The 23,314-nt window shown below is 30.0% G+C and carries 20 protein-coding genes; 6 read left to right on the top strand and 14 right to left on the bottom strand.

Features of this window, described 5'->3' with window-relative positions; translation table 11 throughout:
* Positions 1–85: 85 nt before the first annotated feature.
* Positions 86–499 (bottom strand): TerB family tellurite resistance protein, encoded by a 414-nt coding sequence (locus MBM09_RS12435; RefSeq protein WP_238674043.1) that lies wholly within the window; start codon positions 497–499, stop codon positions 86–88.
* Positions 500–871: 372 nt separating this feature from the next.
* On the opposite strand from MBM09_RS12435, the gene MBM09_RS12440 reads away from it, so the two are divergent.
* Complete coding sequence (locus MBM09_RS12440) at positions 872–1,234, top strand: DUF1456 family protein (RefSeq protein ID WP_238674044.1); 363 nt, start codon at positions 872–874, stop codon at positions 1,232–1,234.
* A gap of 44 nt (positions 1,235–1,278) precedes the next feature.
* Here the strand turns inward: MBM09_RS12440 and sucC are convergent, their stop codons facing one another.
* Complete coding sequence (gene sucC / locus MBM09_RS12445) at positions 1,279–2,469, bottom strand: ADP-forming succinate--CoA ligase subunit beta (protein WP_238674045.1); 1,191 nt, start codon at positions 2,467–2,469, stop codon at positions 1,279–1,281.
* Positions 2,470–2,668: 199 nt separating this feature from the next.
* On the opposite strand from sucC, the gene lysA reads away from it, so the two are divergent.
* The 3 genes from lysA (at position 2,669) to MBM09_RS12460 (ending at position 5,776) form a co-directional block, all read left to right on the top strand.
* Positions 2,669–3,904, top strand: coding sequence for a diaminopimelate decarboxylase (gene lysA, locus MBM09_RS12450; protein WP_238674046.1), 1,236 nt, complete (start codon positions 2,669–2,671; stop codon positions 3,902–3,904).
* Positions 3,905–4,035: 131 nt separating this feature from the next.
* Positions 4,036–4,962, top strand: a complete 927-nt coding sequence (locus tag MBM09_RS12455; RefSeq protein ID WP_238674047.1) for a sterol desaturase family protein — start codon at positions 4,036–4,038, stop codon at positions 4,960–4,962.
* 106 nt (positions 4,963–5,068) lie between these two features.
* Complete coding sequence (locus MBM09_RS12460) at positions 5,069–5,776, top strand: hypothetical protein (RefSeq protein WP_238674048.1); 708 nt, start codon at positions 5,069–5,071, stop codon at positions 5,774–5,776.
* 12 nt (positions 5,777–5,788) lie between these two features.
* On the opposite strand, the gene MBM09_RS12465 is transcribed toward MBM09_RS12460, so the two are convergent.
* The 3 genes from MBM09_RS12465 to MBM09_RS12475 all read right to left on the bottom strand — a co-directional run bounded on the left by MBM09_RS12465 (position 5,789) and on the right by MBM09_RS12475 (position 8,749).
* The gene (locus MBM09_RS12465) at positions 5,789–6,367 is read right to left on the bottom strand and encodes a hypothetical protein (RefSeq protein ID WP_238674049.1); all 579 of its coding nucleotides are present in this window, start codon (positions 6,365–6,367) and stop codon (positions 5,789–5,791) included.
* Positions 6,368–6,371: 4 nt separating this feature from the next.
* A complete protein-coding gene (locus MBM09_RS12470; protein WP_238674050.1) occupies positions 6,372–7,775 on the bottom strand; it encodes a M20/M25/M40 family metallo-hydrolase in 1,404 nt (467 codons plus the stop codon).
* 122 nt (positions 7,776–7,897) lie between these two features.
* Positions 7,898–8,749, bottom strand: coding sequence for a PPK2 family polyphosphate kinase (locus tag MBM09_RS12475; protein ID WP_238676341.1), 852 nt, complete (start codon positions 8,747–8,749; stop codon positions 7,898–7,900).
* Between the two features lie 136 nt (positions 8,750–8,885).
* Here MBM09_RS12475 and MBM09_RS12480 point away from each other — a divergent pair, with 136 nt between their 5' ends.
* The gene (locus MBM09_RS12480) at positions 8,886–9,401 is read left to right on the top strand and encodes a flavodoxin family protein (protein WP_238674051.1); all 516 of its coding nucleotides are present in this window, start codon (positions 8,886–8,888) and stop codon (positions 9,399–9,401) included.
* A gap of 141 nt (positions 9,402–9,542) precedes the next feature.
* Positions 9,543–10,286 (top strand): hypothetical protein, encoded by a 744-nt coding sequence (locus MBM09_RS12485; RefSeq protein ID WP_238674052.1) that lies wholly within the window; start codon positions 9,543–9,545, stop codon positions 10,284–10,286.
* A gap of 4 nt (positions 10,287–10,290) precedes the next feature.
* Here MBM09_RS12485 and MBM09_RS12490 read toward each other — a convergent pair whose 3' ends face one another.
* The 9 genes from MBM09_RS12490 to MBM09_RS12530 form a co-directional block, all read right to left on the bottom strand.
* Positions 10,291–12,279, bottom strand: a complete 1,989-nt coding sequence (locus MBM09_RS12490) for a DUF2264 domain-containing protein (RefSeq protein WP_238674053.1) — start codon at positions 12,277–12,279, stop codon at positions 10,291–10,293.
* A 61-nt stretch (positions 12,280–12,340) separates the two neighbouring features.
* Entirely contained in the window at positions 12,341–15,454 is a 3,114-nt protein-coding gene (locus MBM09_RS12495) for a glycoside hydrolase family 2 TIM barrel-domain containing protein (RefSeq protein WP_238674054.1), read from the bottom strand.
* Between the two features lie 25 nt (positions 15,455–15,479).
* Positions 15,480–16,616: a glycoside hydrolase gene (locus MBM09_RS12500; RefSeq protein WP_370569681.1), complete on the bottom strand. Its 1,137-nt coding sequence runs from the start codon at positions 16,614–16,616 to the stop codon at positions 15,480–15,482.
* A gap of 48 nt (positions 16,617–16,664) precedes the next feature.
* Positions 16,665–17,999, bottom strand: coding sequence for a BNR repeat-containing protein (locus MBM09_RS12505; RefSeq protein WP_238674056.1), 1,335 nt, complete (start codon positions 17,997–17,999; stop codon positions 16,665–16,667).
* A 28-nt stretch (positions 18,000–18,027) separates the two neighbouring features.
* Positions 18,028–19,191 carry a sigma-54 dependent transcriptional regulator gene (locus tag MBM09_RS12510; RefSeq protein ID WP_238674057.1) on the bottom strand — a complete coding sequence of 388 codons (1,164 nt, stop codon included), beginning with the start codon at positions 19,189–19,191 and terminating at the stop codon, positions 18,028–18,030.
* A 2-nt stretch (positions 19,192–19,193) separates the two neighbouring features.
* Entirely contained in the window at positions 19,194–20,078 is an 885-nt protein-coding gene (locus tag MBM09_RS12515) for a DUF6268 family outer membrane beta-barrel protein (protein ID WP_238674058.1), read from the bottom strand.
* A 19-nt stretch (positions 20,079–20,097) separates the two neighbouring features.
* Complete coding sequence (locus tag MBM09_RS12520) at positions 20,098–21,018, bottom strand: mechanosensitive ion channel family protein (protein ID WP_238674059.1); 921 nt, start codon at positions 21,016–21,018, stop codon at positions 20,098–20,100.
* Position 21,019: 1 nt separating this feature from the next.
* Entirely contained in the window at positions 21,020–22,327 is a 1,308-nt protein-coding gene (locus MBM09_RS12525) for an ABC transporter permease (protein ID WP_238674060.1), read from the bottom strand.
* A gap of 5 nt (positions 22,328–22,332) precedes the next feature.
* Positions 22,333–23,256, bottom strand: a complete 924-nt coding sequence (locus tag MBM09_RS12530; RefSeq protein WP_238674061.1) for an ABC transporter ATP-binding protein — start codon at positions 23,254–23,256, stop codon at positions 22,333–22,335.
* Positions 23,257–23,314 lie beyond the last annotated feature (58 nt).

Below are 23,314 nucleotides of genomic sequence, written 5' to 3' on the forward strand. Positions count from 1 at the left end.
CTTTTCATTTATCCTGAATTATATAAATTCAAAAAAACAACACTTAAAAAAATTCCTTTCAGAATAATCCGAGAGACAAAAGGAATTAATTATACTGTGTTTTAAAAATATCTATCAATACATCTGGTGGAACTATTTTGTTTGGAAAACTTTCCATCAGATATAACACTTTGGTTATAGATTCATGACTTAATCCCATTCTTAAACCAAAATTGTATAATTTTATAACTCCAGCAGAATTATTTTCATCTCCATATTCTTGTTCAATATTCATTAATAAAACCAATCTATGAAATTGAACTATTCGTTCGCTATGCGATTTTAAATGTGTATAAGAAACTGGGTGTTCTATTAAATATTCAAAATCTTCACGAGATATATCAAGTTGTTTTGCAACTCCTAATAAGAAGTTATATTCTATATTTTTTATGTCTTTATCATATTTTGCGAACGCAATCATTTCAGACAAAAGACTTAATTTTTCTACTCTATTAACCATAGCTCAGGAGGGATTAATTAATTACAATATAAAGTTACGCAGAACAGTCTTTAAATAATCGTAGATATAATGTAACTTATCGAAAAACACATAGTATTTGGTCGTAATTTTTGTTTATTTCGTCAATACTTGCTCTTTATTTAACTAAAAAAGTTGCATTTTAACATTTAGACATTAATACTTACGTATATCAAAAATACATTTTAATTAATTGACTTACAGTGTTTTAAATAAAAATAATATATTTTAAATACTATGAGATTAAAAAATGATTTTACAGTACTTTTACAAAAGTTTAAAAAACGCTAAAATTGAATCTGCATTTTTAAAAATCGATGAAATACAATACTTTAAAAAAGTAAAATTCTAAATATGACAAATAATGATATTTTAAAAAAATTACGTGTAGCTCTAAAACTTCGTGACGATGATATAGTAAAAATATTAAGTCTTGTTGATTTTAGAATTTCTAAAAGTGAATTAGGAGCATTTTTTAGAAAAGAAGACCACCCAAAATATATGGAATGTGGTGATCAAATTTTACGTAATTTTTTAAATGGTTTGGTTATCCATTTACGAGGACCTATGCCTCCTAAGAATTCCAACAAAGAAAAAGTTTCAAATTCTAAAACTGGAATTGTGCAAAGCGAAGCTTCGGCGAAAGCGTCTAAAAAAAAGTTTATAAAAAAGAAAAGTTTATTACATTCTAAAACAAACAAAAAGAGCAACGATTAACGTTGCTCTTTTTTATATTAAGATTTTTGCTTTCGCAGAAATTATTAAGCTAATACTTGTTGTACTTTATCTGCAGCTTCTTGAAACTCTGTAGCACTTAATACATCTAATCCAGAATTATCAATTAATTCTTTAGCTATATCAGCATTTGTTCCTTGTAAACGTACAATAATTGGCACATTAATAGTTCCCATGTTTTTATATGCGTCAATTACTCCTTGGGCTACTCTATCGCAACGTACAATACCTCCAAAAATATTAATTAAAATGGCTTTAACAGCAGGGTCTTTTAATATAATTTTAAAAGCAGCTTCTACACGTGCCGCATCGGCAGTACCACCAACATCTAAAAAGTTAGCTGGTTCTCCACCTGCTTGTTTAATTAAATCCATAGTTGCCATTGCTAAACCAGCTCCGTTAACCATACATCCTACATTCCCGTCTAAATCAACATAATTTAAACCAAGTTCTCCTGCTTCAACTTCTATAGCGCTTTCTTCACGAACATCACGTAAATCTACATAGTTTTTATGTCTAAAAAGTGAGTTATCATCAATAGTAACCTTAGCATCAACTGCCATGATTTTATTATCACTTGTTTTTAAAACTGGATTTATCTCAAATAAAGAAGAATCAGATTTCACATAAGCTGTGTATAAAGCTGTAACAAATTTTGTCATTTCTTTAAAAGCTGTACCAGATAAACCTAAGTTAAATGCTACACGTCTAGCTTGAAAAGGCAATAAACCTACTGAAGGATCTATTTCTTCTGTAAAAATTAAGTGAGGTGTTTCTTCTGCAACTGTTTCAATATCCATACCACCTTCAGTAGAATACATAATCATGTTACGACCTGTACCTCTATTTAATAACACAGACATATAAAACTCATTAGTTTCACTTTCACCAGGATAATATACATCTTCGGCAACCAATACTTGATGCACACGCTTACCTTGAGCAGAAGTTTGTGGTGTTATTAAATCCATTCCTATAATTTGTCCAGCAATTTCTTCAACTTCTTTAAGGTTTTTAGCAAGCTTTACGCCTCCACCTTTTCCACGACCACCTGCATGAACTTGGGCTTTAATAACATGCCAACTTGTTCCAGTCTCACTAGTTAATTGTTTTGCAGCAGCAACTGCCTCTTGTGCATTTTGAGCAACTATACCACGTTGGATACGAACTCCAAAACTGCTTAATATTTCTTTACCTTGATATTCGTGTAAATTCATAATGTGCTTAATATTTTAAGAAGCACAAATGTAAATAATAGCGATTACTTACCCTAATATTTAATTATTAAAACTTTTAATTGATGTGAACTTATTTTTAATTGTTAATTATTTAACATTTTGTTTAATTTTAATTAATTTTTGATTGATTTCTTTTTTATATTCATTAATAAAATATCTTTGACGAAAATTGACAATTATGACAGAACATCAATTGCTTAAAATTGAACAGGAATTTGAAAGTCCTGTTTATGTGTATGATGCAGAAAAAATAGAATCTCAATATAAAAGACTTACTGATGCTTTTAAAAGTGTAAAACATTTAAAAATTAACTACGCGGTTAAAGCATTGTCAAACATATCTATTTTAAAGTTATTTAACTCTTTAGGCTCTGGTATTGATACAGTTTCTATACAAGAAGTTAAACTAGGTTTAGCGGCTGGTTTTAAACCAGATCAAATTATTTTCACACCTAACGGAGTATCTTTATTTGAAATTGAAGAAGCTGCAAAATTAGGTGTAAAAATTAATATTGATAACTTATCTATATTAGAACAATTTGGAACAAAACATCCAAAAACACCTGTATGCATTCGTATTAACCCACACGTTATGGCTGGTGGAAATGCTAATATATCTGTTGGACATATAGATTCTAAATTTGGTATATCAATTCATCAAATACCTCATATTTTACGTATTGTAGAAAATACTAAAATGAATATTAACGGTATTCATATGCATACTGGTAGTGATATTTTAGATATTGAGGTGTTTTTATATGCCAGTGAAATATTATTTGAAACTGCTAAACAATTTAAAAACTTAGAATTTATAGATTTTGGATCTGGATTTAAAGTCCCTTATAAATTAGGTGATATTGAAACTAATATAGAAGAACTTGGTAAAAAATTATCTTCCAGGTTTAATGCCTTCTGTAAAGAGTATGGTAAAGATTTAACCCTAGCCTTTGAACCTGGTAAATTTCTAGTGAGTGAATCTGGTTATTTTTTAACTAAAGTTAATGCCGTAAAGCAAACAACTTCAACTGTTTTCGCACAAGTAGACTCTGGGTTTAATCATTTAATACGCCCCATGTTTTATGGGTCGCATCATGATATTATAAACATATCTAATACTAAAGGACGTGAGCGTTTTTATACTGTTGTAGGTTATATTTGTGAAACAGATACTTTTGGGAATAACAGACGAATTAATGAAATTAATGAAGGTGATGTTCTTGCATTTAAAAATGCTGGTGCCTACTGTTTCTCTATGGCAAGTAATTATAATTCTCGTTTTCGTCCTGCTGAAGTATTATGGCATAATAATAAAGCACATTTAATACGCAAGCGTGAAACTTTTGATGATATTATAGCAAATCAAATTGAAGTTGATTTTTCACCTAAAAAAGAAAAACAATTGGTTAAATAATTCTTTTTTAATTCAGTAAAAATCCTCTGTTTCAAAATTATGATTCAAAGGGTTTTTTATTTAAAAAGGGTAATTTATGCTGAAAAAGTAAAAAATCGCCCTATTTTTGGGAAAAACTATTATACTTTTTAATGAACTTCACTAATCCATTAGTGTATGGTGTTCCTTGTTTTCTTGGTTTCATCTTACTAGAATTGACCTACAGCAAGCACAACAAAGAAAAAAAAGATTTATATAATTGGAAAGATTTAGCAGCTAGCCTTACCATGGGCATAGGCTCAACCATTTTGGCTCCACTTACTAAAACAATAGCAGCTATAGTTTTATTCAATTACATTTATGCTGTTTTTAATCCTTTAATAGACGGCGTTCGAACTAATATTATGGGTTATGAATCTTTTGGTTATGCTTGGTATGTATGGCTACTTTGTCAGTTATGTGATGATTTTAGCTATTATTGGTTTCATAGACAAAATCATAATGTTCGCTTCCTTTGGGCTGCACATATTGTGCATCATTCCTCAGATAATTTTAACCTAGGAACAGCTGTAAGAAATGGCTGGTTTACTATATTTTATAAACCCTTTTTCTATATGTGGATTCCTGCAATTGGTTTTCCTCCGGAAATGTTAGTTGTATGTTTAGGTATTGAAGCGTTGTGGCAATTTCAATTGCATTCGGTATATATTCCAAAAATGGGTATTATAGAAAAAGTATTTAACACCCACACCATGCATCAGGTGCATCATGCACAAAACATAGAATATATGGACAAAAACCATGGTGGTTTCTTAAATATATTTGATAAAATGTTTGGTACCTGGAAAGAGCTTGATGAAACCATCGATATAAAATACGGCGTTACAAAAGCGCCAAATTCATATAATCCATTAGTGATTCTAACACATGAATATAAAGATATTTGGAACGATATGAAAAAGTCTAAAAACTGGTATCATAAATTTATGTATGCTTTTGCTGCACCAGGATGGAGTCATGATGGGAGCACTCTTACCATCAAGCAAATGCAAAAACTTAATAAAAAAAGCCAACAATAAGGACAAATGATGGTTAAGTTATTTGTAACTTTTAAATAATTTATATACATATATTTACACTTCCCAAACTACTTCATCGGTTTTATCTACTTTAATAAAAAAGTAAATGATAAAATTCTTTCGAAAAATACGTCAGCGCTTATTATCAGAAAACAAGTTTTCTAAATATTTGTTTTACGCCATTGGTGAAATTATTTTGGTTGTTATTGGTATTTTAATTGCTCTACAAATTAACAATTGGAATCAAAAAAAAATTAACAGAGCTGAGGAAAGAAATTATTATTCAAATATTAAAAGACAACTAAACGAAGACAAAAATACCATAGCTGCAAATATTGATTACAATAATAATTTCTTAAAACAATTTAAGTATGCCATAGAAATTATAGAAAATAATGATAGAACTTTAGCAGATACTTTGGCAAAGATTAGTGTAAATCTATTAGAATTTTCAGATTTTCATCGTCAAAGTAACATTTACGAAACAATGGTTAACAGTGGTGAAATTAAATTATTAAAAAATCAGCAAATTATAGAAAAACTACAATTATTAGAGGAAAAGTACATTTTAATAAATAAATTAGAAGACACTCATTCTCAAGCTGTTTTAGGTTTTTCTGTTCCAGCTATTGTCAATACAATTAAAGTATACAAAATGAAAGTAGAAGACATTGAAAAATTATACTCTTTTGAATTTCAAAATCTCTTTACACTTCTAACCAATTTAATGAATGAAAAAAATGAAGTTTATGAATATACTTCAGATGAAATAAGCTCTATAAATAATTTAATAGATGATGAAATTGGTAATTAAGAATTAAAAAAATTACTCTCTAACTTTACCAACAAACACTCCTGCTTTAGAGTTATAAGGGTTTCCGGATGAACGTCTAAAAGAAATTACTTGTCCACAATGCCACAATGCATCACCAATTGGTCCGTTTAAATTATTCCAAAACGGGTATTCAAATGTACCTTTATCATTTTTAAATATAATTTTATATTCAGATAAATCTTCACTTGCTCTTAATATATCTGCTGCTGTTTTTATGTTAATAAGAGTTTGTTTTCTTTTTTCAGCAAAAGTCAATTTTTCTTCTTCAGTTCTAACATTTGGCTTTTTTAAAGTAGAATTCACTATTACTTTTGATAATCCTAAAATATGGTCTATTGTCTCTTCAGTAGTTCTAGCCATATCACTTGGCCTAAAAGCTAAATCTTCGTCTCTTAAACCTTCTGTTGCCCAATAATATCTAAAACCTAAGCCGTCTATTACACGTGCAGCAACTGTTCCTGCAGTATAGACTTCAGACTCTTCAGTAATTTCGTAATAGGGTAATTTTTCGTCTTGCGCTTGCATGGTTACAATCAATAATAGTCCTAAAATGGTTGAAACTGCTTTCATTAATTTAATCTTTTAATTGTTTTTCATTTGAAATAGGGTTAACTCCATATTTATCGAATAAATACACCAAAGCTGTCATGGTTGCAGCACCAAGTTCTAACTCTCTTTTATTTACTGCATCAAAGGTATCATTACTTGCATGATGATGATCAAAATAACGCTGACTGTCTGGACGTAAACCTGCTAAAACATTTGAATCAGTTTTTAAAGGTCCTACATCTGCTCCACTTCCTCCTTTTTCGAAATAATGAATTAAATACGGTTTAAATAATGGTTGCCAACTTAACACTTGCTCAAAACTAGCATCGCTACAATCAAAACTAAAACCTCTAGGTGAAAACCCGCCTGAATCACTTTCTAATGCAAAAACATGGTTTTCTCCTTTTTGCTTTGCAACTTCTGCATATTTTCTTCCGCCTCGTAAACCATTTTCCTCATTCATAAACAACACAACTCTAATACTTCGTTTTGGTTGAATTCCAGACTCTTTAAGTAATCGTAATACATCCATAGATTGAACAACGCCTGCACCATCATCGTGGGAACCATCACCTAAATCCCAAGAATCTAAATGTCCGCCAACAACCATATATTCATTAGGAAATTCACTCCCGGTTATTTCGCCTATAACATTATAAGATTGTACATCTGCAAGTTGTTTACAACTTTGTTTAAAGTAAAATTTTATTGAATTATTCAACCTTAGCATAGTACTTAATAATTCTGCATCATTAGTACTAATTGCAGCTGAAGGAATACGTTTATCAACAGGTAAATCTCCATAAGTCATACTTCCTGTATGCGGTAAATCGTCTAATCTTAAATTCATGGAACGTACAATTACACCAACGGCTCCATATTTTGTAGCTTCTAATGCTCCTTGATAACGTTGATTTACACATCCTCCGTAGGCTTCAAACGTATGAATTAAATCGACTTGCATCGGACGATTGTAAAACACTATTTTCCCCTCTATCTTTTCCTTTCCTAATTTCTCTAACTCTTCAAAATTTTTAACCTCAACAACATTTGCTTTTAAACCTAAGGCTGGAGTTGCAACCGAACCACCTAAAGCACAAATATTTACTGTTGTTGTCTTACCTGGAGTAGATTCTATAAAAGCAAACTCTTTAGCGCCTCGAATCCATCTGGGAACCATAACGAGTTGTAACCAAACTTTATCTAAACCTAATTTTTCCAGTTCTTCTTTTGTGTAAGCAACTGCTTTTTCTGCACCTAAAGAACCTGACAATCTACTTCCTATTTGATTTGACAAGTGATTTAACCAATCGTAACTCTTTCCATTGGTTAGTGATTGTTTGTATATGTTTTTAAGAACTTCTTCGTCGGTTTGAGAAGAAATTTGCAGTGATATTAGAATGAATAAGACAGATAATAAATACTTCATAGATTACTTTTTTGAGTTTAAATATACTATTAAGTAGATCTAAATACTCAAAAAAAAATCATAAAATTATCTCAATGTTCTTAACATCTAATTAGATGATTAATATTATAAAAACCTAGAATTTATTCGTTGTTTAGCTGTTTCTTATACAATTCTATATTAGCTTTTATATCATCATCAAGTTCTGGTTCTTGAATATCTGTATACTTCATTAAAGTGTCATATATAGTTTTAGCTACCAGATAACGAGCAGTTGGTTTATCATCTGCAGGAATTGTATACCAAGGTGCATGAGGTTTAGAGGTTCTATTTATAGCTTCTTCGTAACATTCTTGATATTTATCCCAAAGTTTACGTTCTTTTAAATCTCCTGGTGAGAATTTCCAATTTTTCTCTTGCTTTCTTAAACGGCGAAGTAACCTGTTTTTTTGTTCTTCTTTTGAAAGGTTTAAAAAGAATTTAAAAATAATGGTTCCGTTATCAGCTATATGCTTTTCAAAATCATTTAATTGTTCAAAACGCTTGTCCCAGAAAGTATCATCTATATCTTCAACAGAATTAACAGTTGGAATATTTTCACCTAAAATATACTCCGGATGTACTCTTGTTACTAAAACATTTTCATAATGTGTTCTATTAAAAACACCAAACTTACCACGCTCCGGTAGTGCAATATAATGGCGCCATAAATAATCATGACTTAATTCTAACTCTGTTGGCACTTTAAAACTATGTACTTCAATACCTCGAACATTAAACTCTTTAAAAACTTCTCGTATTAAACTATCTTTACCAGAAGTATCCATACCCTGTAAACATATCAAAACAGCATATTTATTATGCGCGTACATGGTATTTTGCCAATCGCCTAATGCTTTTCTTATATCCTTTAACTTACTTTTTGCACCTTCTATTACAACTTTAGTTTCGGTATTTTTTAAAGAAATGTTTGTAGTTACTTTGTATTCATCCATCATTAAAAATTTATAAAGTTTTAAATATATAAAAATGCAATCGATTTTTTCAAGCTTGTTATTAATTGTTTCTATTAAAAAAACTTTAATCATATTTTTTAAAATTATTCTTTTGGAAATATTTTTTTAACGAACAATGAATAAAACAGTCATCATACAAGCAAGTTCAAGAAGTCATGGAGATACCAGTAAAGTTGTAAATTATATTGCATCTAAAAACAGTTTTGATGTTATAGACTTACACAAAAAAAATATTGGTCATTACGATTACGATTATAAAAATAAAGACGATGATTTTTTTGATTTAATCACCAATATTGTAGAACATTACGACACTATAATTTTTGCTACTCCTGTATATTGGTATAGCATGAGCGGTATTTTAAAAGTTTTTTTTGATAGAATTACAGATATACTTAGAATACATAAAGATACCGGTAGAAAATTACGTGGTAAAAATATGGCGATGGTAAGCTGCAGTAATTTTGATGATTTAAAAGAAGGTTTTTCTATGCCTTTTTACGAAACTGCTAATTACTTAGGCATGAATTATTTAGGCGATGTACATACCTATGTTGAAAATGAATCAATTAAAAAGGAGGTAAAACAAAGAATAAACGATTTTTTTAGCACAATTAACAACCTACAGTAACACACTCTCTTTCAAAAACATACACTCTTTAATCCACATAATTAAGGAATATATAATTCATAATTTCGACCAAGTGCACGTTAATCTATTGTGTTTTTAATACTTTAGCCTCACCTATTTATGTAACTAACTCCAAATCTTATGAAATATTTGTATTTCTTTATTCTCGTATTCCCTTCAATTTTTATTAATGCACAAAATAATTGTGATGAAGCTAACTCTTACCTTGTTAGTGCCTATTCTCATGTTAAAGATGCTTATGAAGCCAATAACATTAGTCATTTAAAATATTATGCTAACAGATCTCTAGAATCATTTAAACTTTCTAAAAAAACATTAACAACTTGTGGTTGTGAAACTGCTTTGAATCTTGCTGATAAAAGCATTGATTTATTAGCAAAAGTTGAGTATGCTGAAACTTATGAAGATGGCCGTTTTTATGTTAAACGAGCTAGAGATATTAGTAAAGAAAGTGTCATTGAAGTTGATAAATGTTCTGTTGCCACAAATTATGAAGATACAACTGAAATTACTGAACTTAGTGATTTACAAAATGAACAGTTAAAATTAAAACAACAGCAAGAGGCTTTAAAACTTAAAGAAGCCCAAATAAAAGCACAATTGGCAGAACAAAAAGAGAAACAATTAACATTAAAAAAGAAACAATTAATTAGTTCTTATAAAAGTGCTATTGCGTCTAATGTTAAAACGTATAATGAATCTTTAAAAATTTGTAATTGTAATCACAAGCTTATAGAAGTTAATAATACTTCTACAGACTTATTATCTAATAGTATTGAAGAAATAAAGACTCATTATATTAATGATATGAAAACGATGGCAACAGTTTATATGGATACTCTTGATTCGTGTTCAACTAACTAAAAATTTAATTAAAAGTAATTGTTTTAGATGTTCCAATTTTAAAATACACGGTTACATTTTCCAAATTTTCATCTATTTCAACTCTTTTAATTGGCATTAACTCTTTATTAGTCCACTTTTTACCAGATTTTTTCCAGAGCATCAAAGTTGCAAAAATTTTGTTCGATTTTTTGGTTGAGACTACATTAATCACTTTACTTTTCTGGCTTTCTGGATGTAAATTTTCAGTAGAAACCACTTCCATATTTTCCCAACCTAAAAGCGGTAACATTGCTAATTGATATACTCCATTATCAATAATGGTTACATTATAACCTTTTACCCTTTTAGTTGATGTTTTTATTTCATGACTTAATTGTGGCAAAGCATAATGTCCTAAACGCATTTCTAAAGACCTGCTACTTATATTTTTATCAATTCTTAAAATACCATTCGCTAAAGGAATATCAGCTAATTTGAATTTGATGTTTTCATCGGTCTCCAATACAACATCTCTATAATAAATACCGTCTTCAAACTTTTTAAAATTATATAATCTAAAGGCTTCCCATTCTCTATTTCTATTTTTAATTAAGTAATTCATAGCTACTTCTCCATGTTCACCATCAGCTTGCCATGGGAAAGCACTATTATAAGAAAGTCTGTTGTAGTTTTCTGTTGAACGGAATTTTTGCCAATCGTCTTTAACTTTTTCGTGACACCAGGCTCTAATTTCAGAAGCTCCTATATTTGGATAATCTGTAATTAAAATTTCTGAAGCTTCTTGAAACTTGTTATAAACTTCATCTTTTTTTAGTTCAGTTTCCCAAGCTCCATTGTTTTCTTTTGCTTTCCAAAATGGGTTATTATCAGGTACCAATAATCCTAAAAAAGCTTTACCCATCCAATATACACTTCCTCTACAGCTATAATTTTGTACAGCTGGTTCAAAAGCGCCATAAAAACCTAATGTTGGCACATGCTCATTCATAAATTCTGGATTAGTCAAAAATTGTTTTATAACACCTGAAGAAATACGTCGCATCCAACCAAAATTAATATCTGCTTTGTCATTTTCAAATCCCATTAAAGGAAAAGGAATAATAGAACCAATTCTATAGCTAATACTTCTACCATACATAATCATTTCACCATTAGCACTAAATAAATATGGGTAACTATATTTTAAATCTTTAAAATTACTAATAAATTTTACTGCTATTTCTGGGTAATACTGTTTACCAAAATATTCAGACCACAACATACCATACATTTGAAATGCCCACATGCTGTAATAATCATATGCTGGACTGTCATTATACCAACCTTGTCCGCGGTAATGTGTTAAAGACCTTTCAAGATATTCAACCAATAAATCTTCGTTAACTTTATAACCTTCTTTTTTAAAAAAGCTAAGCACAAAAATGTTAAAGAATTTCCAGTTAGAATCTACTGTTGGTCCATCACCATAACTCAGCATAGTTTTTGCCAACAACTCTTTAGTACTTTGGGGTAAAGGCTTCCAAAGGACTTCAGGGGTAATTAATAATGAAACTGCTAGTGCCCCAAACTCCACTAGATTTTGATTTGGACCACCATCTTTAGCTCTTGGAATTATAAATGATTCACTTGTTTTATCAACTAATTTTCCAATTTGATATCTGTAATAATCAGCAACTTTTATGTTATTAATCTCTAAATTTGGATTTTCTTTTAAAAGTGGTGCTGCAACAAATAAAGTTCTGCACACCCCTTCCAACTTTTCAGTTGGCACTTGACTTTCATCATGCGGATAACTTTTACCGAGTTGTTTAGGAAATTTCATTGGTGAGTTAAAATCATCAATGTAACTAAAAGCACCTTCAAGTAAATACAAGGCAGCATCTTTCCAATGCTGCTTTGTCATTCCAGTATAGGGACTCAAATCAAAATCTGGGTTTTTAATTTTAAAAACAGTATTATCTTCACTATTTACAGAATTATGTTGAGTTTGTGCAATAATTGTTATATGCATTAAAAAAATGCATATAAGTAAATTGTTTTTTCTATTAAAACTTAACAAATGAATGACTTTCTTATTCTATCAATTTAATATTATACGAATACGTATATTTATTTTCTTCTAAACGATATTGTTTATGCGGATATGCTCCCCAACTATTGTCTCCTCCAACTCCACGTTGTTTAAAATCGATGTGTAGATATACTTTATCTTTTTCGACCTTAATATCTGTGGTGTGAATTTGTGACTTATTTTCTCCACCATCTAAAGTTTCGGTACTCATATTTAAAGCACTAAATCCTAATGGTTGATCTCCTGTAAACTGAATACCTTTATCTTGATTATTGGTTAAAGATAGCCATCTAACATCGGTTTTATAACCTGCTTCTTGCGGACGTATATAACTCCAAGTATATTGATTTTCAACTTTATCATTATAAATCCCTATAAAGGACGCAGTATTTCTATCGGAATAATTTTCCCATGGCCCACGACCATAATAACTTAAATTATTATAAGTTCCATCAAGAAGCATACGCATACCAAAACGTGGTAGTTCTGGTAAGTTTTTTCCAGATAGATCCATACTTGCTGTAATTTTTAAAGTATTATTATTTTGAATAAAATATTCAATGGTATAAGGTACATTCAATTCATTAATTATAAACTCCACCGTAACGGTAATACCAACATCTGTTTTATCTCCAACAGTAATGTTTTTTAGTTTTAATTCTTTATGAGCAGTTTTCCAAATACTTGATTTTTTTTGCATTTGATTACCATAATCATTGTCGGTTGGTGCCCTCCAAAAATAGGGTTCTGGAGCATTAATTATTAGGTGTTCATCATTTTTTGCTGATTTGAAACGTTCTAATTTTCCTGTTTCAAGATTAATTATTCCATCGATTTCTTTACCTAAAAACAGAAACTTATTACCTTTTGTTTTAGTAATAAGAGGTGCTTTTTCAGAAAACTCTTTACTTGAAAAGTAGGTTTTATTTCCTATTTTAAATTGTTCTCTAGCAATTTCATGATTGGCGGGAATAGTTTTTGTTTCACTTTTTGTAAAACCATAAACTTCTAAATAATATTCTTTATCCTTATTTAATTTTGGGAATTCTAAACTCACTTCCTTTGTTCCATTTGGTTCTAATGAAATTTGAAATGCATTTTCTTTTACTATTTCACCATTTGCCTTTAAAAACCATTTGAAATTGTAATTGTCTAAATTGGTGAAATTAAAGTTATTGGTTATCATCAAGATATTATCATTTTTCAATTTAAAAGCAACGTCTTGATATACTTTTTTAATCTCGAAAAGTGCTGGATGTGGTATTCTATCTGCTGTTACTAAACCATTAGCACAAAAATTTTGATCGTTTTGTAAATTTTCACCACCTAAATCACCTCCATAGGCCCAAAACATTTTACCATCTTCTGTCTCTGTTTTAAGTCCTTGGTCTACCCAATCCCATATAAAGCCTCCTTGCATTTTTTTGCTAGAGTTAATAATATCATAATATTCCTGAAAATTACCATTACTATTTCCCATAGCATGCGAGTACTCACACATTATATAAGGTCTAGTTTTACTTGTATTATCTGCATACTCTTTCATTTGTTCAATACCTGGATACATAGGAGCAACTATATCTGTATTGTTATTTTCATCAGCTTGTTCAAATTGCACAAAACGTGTTTTATCTCGTTTTTTTACCCAATTGTAACCATCGTAAAACACTTGTCCGTTTCCACACTCATTACCCATTGACCATAAAATGATTGAAGTATGATTTTTATTTTGTTCAAGCATTCGCTTTATTCTATCCATATGTGCTGGTGCCCATTCAGATAAATATGCGGGATGCACAGATTGATCAAAAGGAGCCTGTTTTGTAGCTCCCATATGGTGGGTTTCAATATTGGCTTCATCTACAACATACATACCGAGTTCATCACACAAAGTATACAAATATGGATCGTGTGGATAATGACTCATACGTATTGCATTTATGTTGTGCTGCTTCATTAGCATAATATCTTCAACCATGGTTTCTCTATCTGGTGTGTGTCCTTTTATTCCATGATGCTCGTGCAGATTTACTCCGTTCACCATTAAAGGTTGCCCATTTATCATCAATTGAGAATCTTTAATTTCTATCTTTCTAAAGCCAATTTTTCCAGTAAGAACCTGAGTTTCTTTTTTATTAGAAAGCTTTAAAACATATTTATATAAATTGGGGTATTCTCCACTCCATTTTGATACGTTTTTTAATGTAGCAGAAAAATTTACTTTGCTATCTATAGATTTAAGCGTCTTATTTTCTGAATAAACTACTTTATCATTCTCATTTAAAAGTTTAATAGAAACTATTTCCTTTTTTAAAGTTTCATCCTGATATTTTCTTAAATCAATATCGATATTGAAAAATCCATTAGTATAAGTCTTATCTAAACTAGCAGTAACATTATAATCCCATATCGCTTTTTTGGGAACAGCTTGTAAATACACATCCCGTTCTAGACCACTTAATCTCCAAAAATCTTGGTCTTCTAAATAACTTCCATCGTGCCAGCGAAATACTTGAACAGCTATTAAATTTTCGCCTTCCTTTAAATACTTTGTAATATTGAATTCTGCAGCTGTTTTAGAAGCTTTAGTCATACCCACTTCTTGCTCATTAAGAAAAACACGTGCATAACCTGAAATTGACCCAAAATTGATAAACACTTCTTTATCTTTCCAATCTTTAGGAATCGTAAAAGTTCTTCTATAACTGCCAACAGGATTATAATCACCGTTTATAAACGGAGGGTTTTTAGGAAATGGGTATACAACGTTAGTATAAATTGGAATATCAAACCCTTGCAATTCCCAATTTGAAGGCACTTCTATAGTTCTCCATTTTTTTACATCTAAGTCTGTTTTATAAAAATCTAAAGGTCTTTGTTCTGGATTTTTAACAATATTAAATTGCCAAGTTCCATTTAAACTTTGATATAAACTTGAATTGGCTTCATTTCTTGAAAGTGCAGATTCCTCACTATCAAAAACCACAAATGAAGAGCGGGGAGCTTCTTTATTTCTATCAATAACAGCAGGATTCTCCCATTCTTTGTTCATTTGTTGACCAAAACTTACGATAGAAAAAAATAAAAACAGCTTAATTAAAATTAATTTATACATGTTAAAGGGATTTGCAAAATGACATTTACTTTAAATTTTTATATCGTAACATAGCTTCAATTAAATAATAATCTGCATAAGTTAAGGGAACATCCACTTCTGAATTTTGAGGCAAATGCCCCACCCCATGTTTTAACAAAAAGCCACCATTAGTATTATTTTTGGCTATATACTCATCAGTTAACAGCGTATTTAATATTATGGTTGAATCATTAAAATATTGCTTAGATAAAGCTTCATCCGTTACTAAATCTTTTAATTCAAGTAAAGCTGAAGCAATAATTGCTGCAGCTGAAGAATCTCTCAAAGCATCTGGAATATCAGGCGCATTAAAATCCCAATACGGAACTTTATCTTCAGGTAAATTAGGATGATTTAATATAAAGTTTGCAATTTTAGTTGCTTGTTCTAAATACTTTGGGTCTTTAGTTTTTCTATATGTAACTGTATACCCGTAAAGTCCCCATGCTTGTCCTCTTGCCCATGCAGAACTATCAGAAAATCCTTGTTCTGTTCTTTTTCTTTTTACATCACCATTTGCCATATAGTTTAAAACATGGTATGAACTGTAATCTTCTCTAAAATGGTTTTTAATTGTAGTATTTGCATGCTTAATAGCAATATCATAATATGTAGAATCTTTACTATGCTCTGTAGCCCAAAACAAAAGTTCTAAATTCATCATATTATCTATAATAACTAAATAATCATCCTTTGTTGAATCCCATGATTTAATACATCCAATAGTATCGTTAAATCTAGATGCCAAAGATTTTGCACTATTCATTAAAATTGATTTGTATTCATCACTAGGATTTAAACGATTTGTATTACCATAACTACAATACATCATAAAACCCAAATCATGAGTTGTTGTGTTGTACTGTTCTTTTTTTAAGTCATCTAAAACTCTATTTATCTCGTTTTTAAAAATTGGTTCTTCAGATAATTCATCTAAATAAATTAAAGAACCAGGATAAAAACCGCTACACCACCACCATGATTCTGTAGTTTCAAACTCGTCCTTTTCTGCATAATATGTTTTGGGATATTTACCATTAGGCAAACGACTCATCATATGTTTGTATTGATTTTTAGCGATATCTATTGTTTCATCAATTTTTATTTCAAGAGGGTCTTTGGGTTGAGAACACGCTGACAAAAAAAATATAATTAGTACGGAAAAAGAATTTAAGCTTTTCATTATTTATTAATTAGTTATTTGGTTTATTTTTTTTACTTCTAGAACTTTTACTTTTGTTGGTTTTGAATTGGTAGAACCTTCACTATCAATTTGGTTGACATTTTGAAGAAATATATGTAATTGTTTTTTAGAATTCCACAACGATACATCATAATTTGGCTCCCATTTGCCATAGGTTTCTTCAGTTAAATCAATTACTTTCCATAAATTATTTCTTAGAGATGTATAGGCAAGTGAAATTTTATTTTCTCTTTCTTCATCTCTAAATAAAACAAAAACCAATCTGTCATCTTTTAAACTTTCAACAAAGATAGAAGGTCTAGATATTGGTATACTTTTAGTGCCTCCACCTCCAAGATAAAACTTACTTTCTCTAAAACCAGTATTTTTTAATTTCCAAACTCCATTATCTAAATAAACAAATTGAAATTGTGGTATTTCTAAATCATCATTCCAATAATTAACAATAAACGGGTTCCCATTATCATCAATTGTCATAGACGTTTGGTTGATTAAATTTGATTTTTGAGGGATTTTCCACGCATACTCTGCAGTATTTAAAGTAATTGGAAGGCTATACTTTTCTCCAGTAGATTTTTCCCAAGTTAAACCTCCATCTTTTGAACGCGCATAACATAAGTCGTGATTGGTTTCAACATCCCAAGTTTCTCTCCAAACCCAAGATATATGAATAACTCCTCTTTTATCTACAAAGGTTTGGGTGTAAGCGTTTCGTTCATTTTCACCATCAATTAAATTATCATGTAATTGAGTCCACTTTTTTGTTGATAAGCTATACGTATTAACTACTAAATTACCTCTACCTGATTCACCTGAACGATAAAAAAATAATAAGTTACCATTAGGTAAATTGTAAAACTCTGGATAGGTTACTTTGTCTTCCAAACTACCAATCATAACCAATTCTTCTCCTAATTCTAAACTTAAAGGCTCTAAACTTTTAGCATACCTTAGCTTAGTGTTATGATGATCCCAACTTACATGTAAAAACCCATTTCCATCTATAGCAATACTAATGCTATTATGTGCATCTTTTGTATTACCCTTGAACTGTGTTTTATGATTTTCCCATTTTGACGTATTTAATTTTCTTTTAGCTAAAACCAAAAAACTTTCATCATCATAATAAGATATAAATTGGTGTTTTTTATGAGTAGTTATTGCCTGATTCCTGAATTTTACGGTATTGATAGAATTTCTGCTAAAACCATCTCCAACATCAACAATATTAATGTTTTTAGAACAAGAATAAAGACATAAAAGTGTAGATATAAGTAGAATATTTTTGTGAAAAAACAACATTACTCTACACTTCAACATGTTATTGAATGTTTAACACTTTATAAATTTATTTACTTGCAAATAACTTAACATCTTGTTCGCTTACTTCATTACCGCCTAAAATTATTAAGCGTTCTATTACATTGCGGAGTTCTCTAATATTTCCTGTCCAATCGTATTCCTGAAGCAATTTTATAGCTTTATTAGAAAATGATTTTTTTACAGTGCCTTGTTCTGTTGCAATCTTTTCAGAAAAATGTTCAATTAATAAAGGAATATCATCGCGTCTTTCATTTAAAGCTGGTACTTTAATTAAAATTACTGCTAACCTGTGATACAAATCTTCACGAAATTTACCGTCTTCAATCTCCTTCTTTAAATTCTTATTTGTTGCCGCTATTACACGAACATCAACTTTAATATCCTTATCACTACCAACACGCTGAATTCTACTTTCTTGCAAAGCTCTAAGCACCTTAGCTTGCGCAGATAAGCTCATATCTCCTATTTCATCTAAAAAAATAGTTCCTCCGTTTGCAGCTTCAAACTTTCCTGCTCTATCTTTTGCAGCACTTGTAAATGCACCTTTAACATGACCGAATAATTCGCTTTCAATTAATTCTGAAGGGATTGCAGCACAATTAACCTCTATCATTGCTCCTTTTGCACGCTCACTTTTTTCATGCAACCAATGCGCAACCAATTCTTTACCTGTTCCGTTTGGTCCAGTAATTAACACACGAGCATCAGTTGGCGCTACTTTATCAATAATATCTTTGATTTGAGAAATGGCATCACTCTCGCCTATCATTTCATATTTTTTACTAACCTTCTTCTTTAAAATTTTGTTTTCTACAACTAATTCTTTTCTATCTAAGGCATTACGAACAGTGTTTAAAAGCCTATTTAAATCTGGTGGCTTGGATATATAATCAAAGGCTCCTAAACGCATGGTGTTAACTGCTGTATCTAAATCGCCATGACCAGAAATCATAACAATAGGTATTTCGGGCTTTATTTTTTTAACAGCTTCTAATACCTCAACACCATCCATTTTTGGCATTTTTATATCGCAAAGTATTAAATCGAAATCGTCGTTTTTTATTTTTTCAATTCCTAACAAACCATCTTCGGCTTCTTCAACTTGGTATGTATCATTTTCTTCTGAAAGAATTTTTACAAGTACACGTCTAATTGCTGCTTCGTCTTCTATTACTAATATTTTAGGCATCTTTATATTTTAAATTTTAGTCCTGTTCTTAAATAGAACGCATTTACATCGTCTAATTTAAAGATTTCATCTCTATTTTCGTTTCTTAAAACATTATTTAATCTTAATGTATAACCAGTATACATATAGGCCACTAAATGTTTCGTAAAGCAATATTCATACCCAAGACCAGCAATAGCAACAGATAATGAAATATTGTCTACATTTTGTCCGTTGACAATTGAAGGTTCTTGTAAGTGAGCCAAATAACCATCTAAACCTACAAAAGCTTGTAAATTATTTTTAGCATTGAATGTATATTTTATGTTTGATTTAGGAACTCCTAAATTAAAACTCCATATTTCATTAATCTCTCTATGATAACTTACAAAAGGTAAAGGAAACGGTAAACCTGTAGTTGCATTATAAGTTAGTCCCAAAATTAAACGGTAGGGGCGTTTTAAACTTTCCTCTTTTGTTCTATCATTAATAAAAAACACGCCTCCGTTAATGAAATAATCATCAGACATTAATTGTTTGGTTAATGTAGATGCTATTCTTGGATTAAATTTAACACCAAAACGCCATTTCTCACTCCATTTAAAAGTATATCCAATATTAAAATCTATAATATGAATCTTATTTAAACCAGAAGTATCAAAAGGGTAGTTGTCTTCCAAATTGAGTAAAACGCGATTATACTCCGCTCCTACTATAAAATAGGCATTATTTTTAACTTCTATAGGATAATTTAAAAGAGCTCTTAATCTGGTATATTGATCATCAGAATTACTTTTAGGAATAAAAGAATATTCCAATCTTGCTAAATCTGTAAGTTGCGCAGAAGCAAAATGATTAATAAAAAATAAACTAAACATTAAAATTAATCCATGCTTTTTGTATGTCATAATTTTGAGTTTAAATTTATTATTTGCTGTTTTCTGAGTTGTTTTTAAATTGAATATTTTGATTAGGTTTTTGAATAATATGAATATCTCTTTGCGGAAAAGGAATCGTTATATTATTTTCTCTGAATAATTTATCTATTTCAAAACGAATATCACTTTTAGGGAATGCAGCTTTAAAACTATCATTAATTGTAAAAACAATTTTAAAGTTTAAAGAACTATCTCCAAAATCTGTAAAAACTACAGTAGGTTCTGGTTCACTTAAAATATCTGGATGTGTGCTGGCTGCTTGAATTAATAATTTTTTAACCAATTGTACATCGCTACCATAGGCTACGCCAACATCAACAGACTCTCTTGTTATAGTACCATTTTGTGTCCAGTTAAATAAGCTGTTTTCTAAGTATAAATGATTTGGTATTACTAACACCTTATTATCTATAGTTACCGCTCTTGTAGTTCTTAGTTTAATCTCTTCAACACGTCCCACTTTACCATCAATTTCAATTATATCTCCAACATGAACAGATTGATCTATTAGGATAAAAACACCAGAAATAATATCCTGAAAAAGTGTTTGTAAGGCTAAACCAATACCTATTAATAATGCTGCCGATGCTGCAAAAACTGCAGTAACATTTACACCAACCGAATGAAGTGTTATTAATAAAATAATTAAATAAATTAGCCACCTGAAATACCCAAAAACTACACTGAATTTGCTTTTATCTTCTATAGGTAGATTTCTTGTTATTACCCTGAAAGCAAACCTCAGCACTATTGTGGTTATAAAAATTACAGTAGCTATAACTAATAAGTCTAGTATAGAAATACTTATTTTATCGGTAAAATCTATATGAAGATTAATAAACTTCTTAAAACTCTCCCACAGAGAACTTTCTGAAATCGCTTCTTCTATTTTTTCTAAATTTTGACTCATATTAATATTTAATCCATTTTATAATCTCTTTATAACTTGGCTTTTTTCCATACATTAAAATACCTACTCTATATATTTTTGCTGCAAACCAAACCGTAAACATAAAGGTACCAATTAATATTAATAAAGAAACTAATTGTTCCCATAATGGTACACCAAACGGTATACGCATAAGCATAACTACTGGCGATGTTAATGGAATGTATGAAAATACCGTAGAAACTGTACCATGCGGATCTTCTATAACTGTAAAAATACCAATATAAACGGCCAGTATTAATGGCATAATAATAGGCAATAAAAATTGTTGTGTATCGGTTTCGTTATCTACTGCTGCCCCTATAGCTGCATATAGCGAACTATACAGCAAGTAACCACCTATAAAAAACAAAATAAATGCAATAATTAAATTAGTTATTGGTAGATTATGAAACGCATTAATTAAATTTTGGATTTGTGAATTAACCTCTGGAGTTTCCATAGCTTGTTGTAACATATCCTGCTGAGGCGTTTGACCTAAATCAATTCCTAAAACTAATGATACAACAGTCATTAAAATTCCTCCTAAAATTATCCAAATAACAAATTGTGTTATTCCTGCTAAAGATGTACCAATAATTTTACCTAACATGAGTTGTACAGGTTTTACAGAAGAAATAATAACCTCAATAATTCTACTGGTTTTTTCCTCTATAACGCTGCGCATTATCATATTACCGTAAATTATTATGAACATAAATAGTAAATACCCCGCTGCACCACCAAAAATTAATTTAACAACACTATCTATTTTCGATGTTTTTTCACCCTCAAAACTCTCCTGAGCAATATCTACTCGTATTCTGGAATCATTAATCATATCAACATCAACGCCTTTTTGCTGTAAGTTTAAATTAGTTAGTTTTTTTTCTAACTGGCTTTCTAAATTTGAAATTAATGTTAGTGATGGAGATTCTTTTGAATAGAATTTAATATGGTTTGAAATAGCAGTAATATCACTTGTCTTTTCTATATATAATAATCCATATGAAGATGTTTCTGTAGTTATAACTTTAGCATCATCTAAAGACATATTCTGCAAAACATTGTATTTTGTGTTCTCTGAACTTTCAAATGTGTTTTGAACAAGACCAGATTCATCTAAAATAGTAATAGTTCGTACTTTGTCGTTATTTAATTGCGATAAATAAGCAACAACAGATATAAGCGCAATCATAATAATTGGGCTTAAAATAGTCATGACTATAAACGATTTATTTTTAACCTTGGTTAAATATTCACGTTTTATTATTAGTGGCAAATGATTCATAAAAATTAATTATTCTTTACGGTTTGAATAAATATATCGTTTACGCTTGGTATTAATTCTACAAAATGAGAAACTTCGCCTATATTTGTAAGATAGCTTAACAAATCATTTGGTTTATCTTCATTAAGTTTAATATTAAGTTTTAACTCATCTTCTAAAGTTTTAAAATTTGCGACAGAAACATCAAACTTCTCTGATAATTCTTTTTGCAAACTAACTTTATCATGTGCTCTAATACCAACCTCGTAAGTATTAATTTTATATTGTCGTTTTACATCTATTAATTTACCGTCTAATATTTTATTCGATTTATGTATTAATGCAATATCGTCACAAAGTTCTTCAACAGATTCCATTCTATGTGTTGAAAAAATAACAGTGGCTCCTTCTTCTCGTAAACGTAAAATTTCATCTTTAATCAAATTTGCATTTATGGGGTCGAAACCTGAAAAAGGTTCATCAAAAATTAATAGTTTAGGTTGATGTAAAACCGTTACTACAAACTGTATTTTTTGAGCCATTCCTTTAGAAAGCTCTTGTATTTTCTTATTCCACCAATCTCCAATTTCTAAACGCTCGAACCAATATTTCAAACGAGTTCTAGCTTCTGCTTTACTCAATCCTTTTAATTGTGCAAGGTATAAAGCTTGTTCGCCAACTTTCATAGATTTATATAAACCACGTTCTTCTGGTAAGTAGCCAATATCCTGAATATGTTTATCGTTTAGTAGTTCGCCATCTAAATGAACAGTTCCAGTATCTGGCATTGTAATTTGGTTAATAACGCGTATTAATGTTGTTTTTCCTGCGCCATTTGGTCCTAGTAATCCAAATATACTTCCTTTTGGGACCGTAATCGATACATTATTAAGTGCTTTAAAATTTCCAAAGTTTTTAGAAACCTTATTAACCTCAAGTAAGTTATTCATTAGTGTTTTTTATATTAACTTGTAGTTGGTAAATATATTAAATGTTATGTGAGAAGTT

The sequence above is a fragment of the Flaviramulus sp. BrNp1-15 genome, from assembly GCF_022259695.1.
Classification (GTDB): Bacteria; Bacteroidota; Bacteroidia; order Flavobacteriales; family Flavobacteriaceae; genus BrNp1-15.

Bases quoted from the DNA above. Each gene is read 5' to 3' on its own strand.
- MBM09_RS12435 (WP_238674043.1), bottom strand. From the start codon at position 499: ATGGTTAATAGAGTAGAAAAATTAAGTCTTTTGTCTGAAATGATTGCG.
- MBM09_RS12440 (WP_238674044.1), top strand. From the start codon at position 872: ATGACAAATAATGATATTTTAAAAAAATTACGTGTAGCTCTAAAACTT.
- sucC (WP_238674045.1), bottom strand. From the start codon at position 2,469: ATGAATTTACACGAATATCAAGGTAAAGAAATATTAAGCAGTTTTGGA.
- lysA (WP_238674046.1), top strand. From the start codon at position 2,669: ATGACAGAACATCAATTGCTTAAAATTGAACAGGAATTTGAAAGTCCT.
- MBM09_RS12455 (WP_238674047.1), top strand. From the start codon at position 4,036: ATGAACTTCACTAATCCATTAGTGTATGGTGTTCCTTGTTTTCTTGGT.
- MBM09_RS12460 (WP_238674048.1), top strand. From the start codon at position 5,069: ATGATAAAATTCTTTCGAAAAATACGTCAGCGCTTATTATCAGAAAAC.
- MBM09_RS12465 (WP_238674049.1), bottom strand. From the start codon at position 6,367: ATGAAAGCAGTTTCAACCATTTTAGGACTATTATTGATTGTAACCATG.
- MBM09_RS12470 (WP_238674050.1), bottom strand. From the start codon at position 7,775: ATGAAGTATTTATTATCTGTCTTATTCATTCTAATATCACTGCAAATT.
- MBM09_RS12475 (WP_238676341.1), bottom strand. From the start codon at position 8,749: ATGGATGAATACAAAGTAACTACAAACATTTCTTTAAAAAATACCGAA.
- MBM09_RS12480 (WP_238674051.1), top strand. From the start codon at position 8,886: ATGAATAAAACAGTCATCATACAAGCAAGTTCAAGAAGTCATGGAGAT.
- MBM09_RS12485 (WP_238674052.1), top strand. From the start codon at position 9,543: ATGAAATATTTGTATTTCTTTATTCTCGTATTCCCTTCAATTTTTATT.
- MBM09_RS12490 (WP_238674053.1), bottom strand. From the start codon at position 12,279: ATGCATATAACAATTATTGCACAAACTCAACATAATTCTGTAAATAGT.
- MBM09_RS12495 (WP_238674054.1), bottom strand. From the start codon at position 15,454: ATGTATAAATTAATTTTAATTAAGCTGTTTTTATTTTTTTCTATCGTA.
- MBM09_RS12505 (WP_238674056.1), bottom strand. From the start codon at position 17,999: ATGTTGAAGTGTAGAGTAATGTTGTTTTTTCACAAAAATATTCTACTT.
- MBM09_RS12510 (WP_238674057.1), bottom strand. From the start codon at position 19,191: ATGCCTAAAATATTAGTAATAGAAGACGAAGCAGCAATTAGACGTGTA.
- MBM09_RS12515 (WP_238674058.1), bottom strand. From the start codon at position 20,078: ATGACATACAAAAAGCATGGATTAATTTTAATGTTTAGTTTATTTTTT.
- MBM09_RS12520 (WP_238674059.1), bottom strand. From the start codon at position 21,018: ATGAGTCAAAATTTAGAAAAAATAGAAGAAGCGATTTCAGAAAGTTCT.
- MBM09_RS12525 (WP_238674060.1), bottom strand. From the start codon at position 22,327: ATGAATCATTTGCCACTAATAATAAAACGTGAATATTTAACCAAGGTT.
- MBM09_RS12530 (WP_238674061.1), bottom strand. From the start codon at position 23,256: ATGAATAACTTACTTGAGGTTAATAAGGTTTCTAAAAACTTTGGAAAT.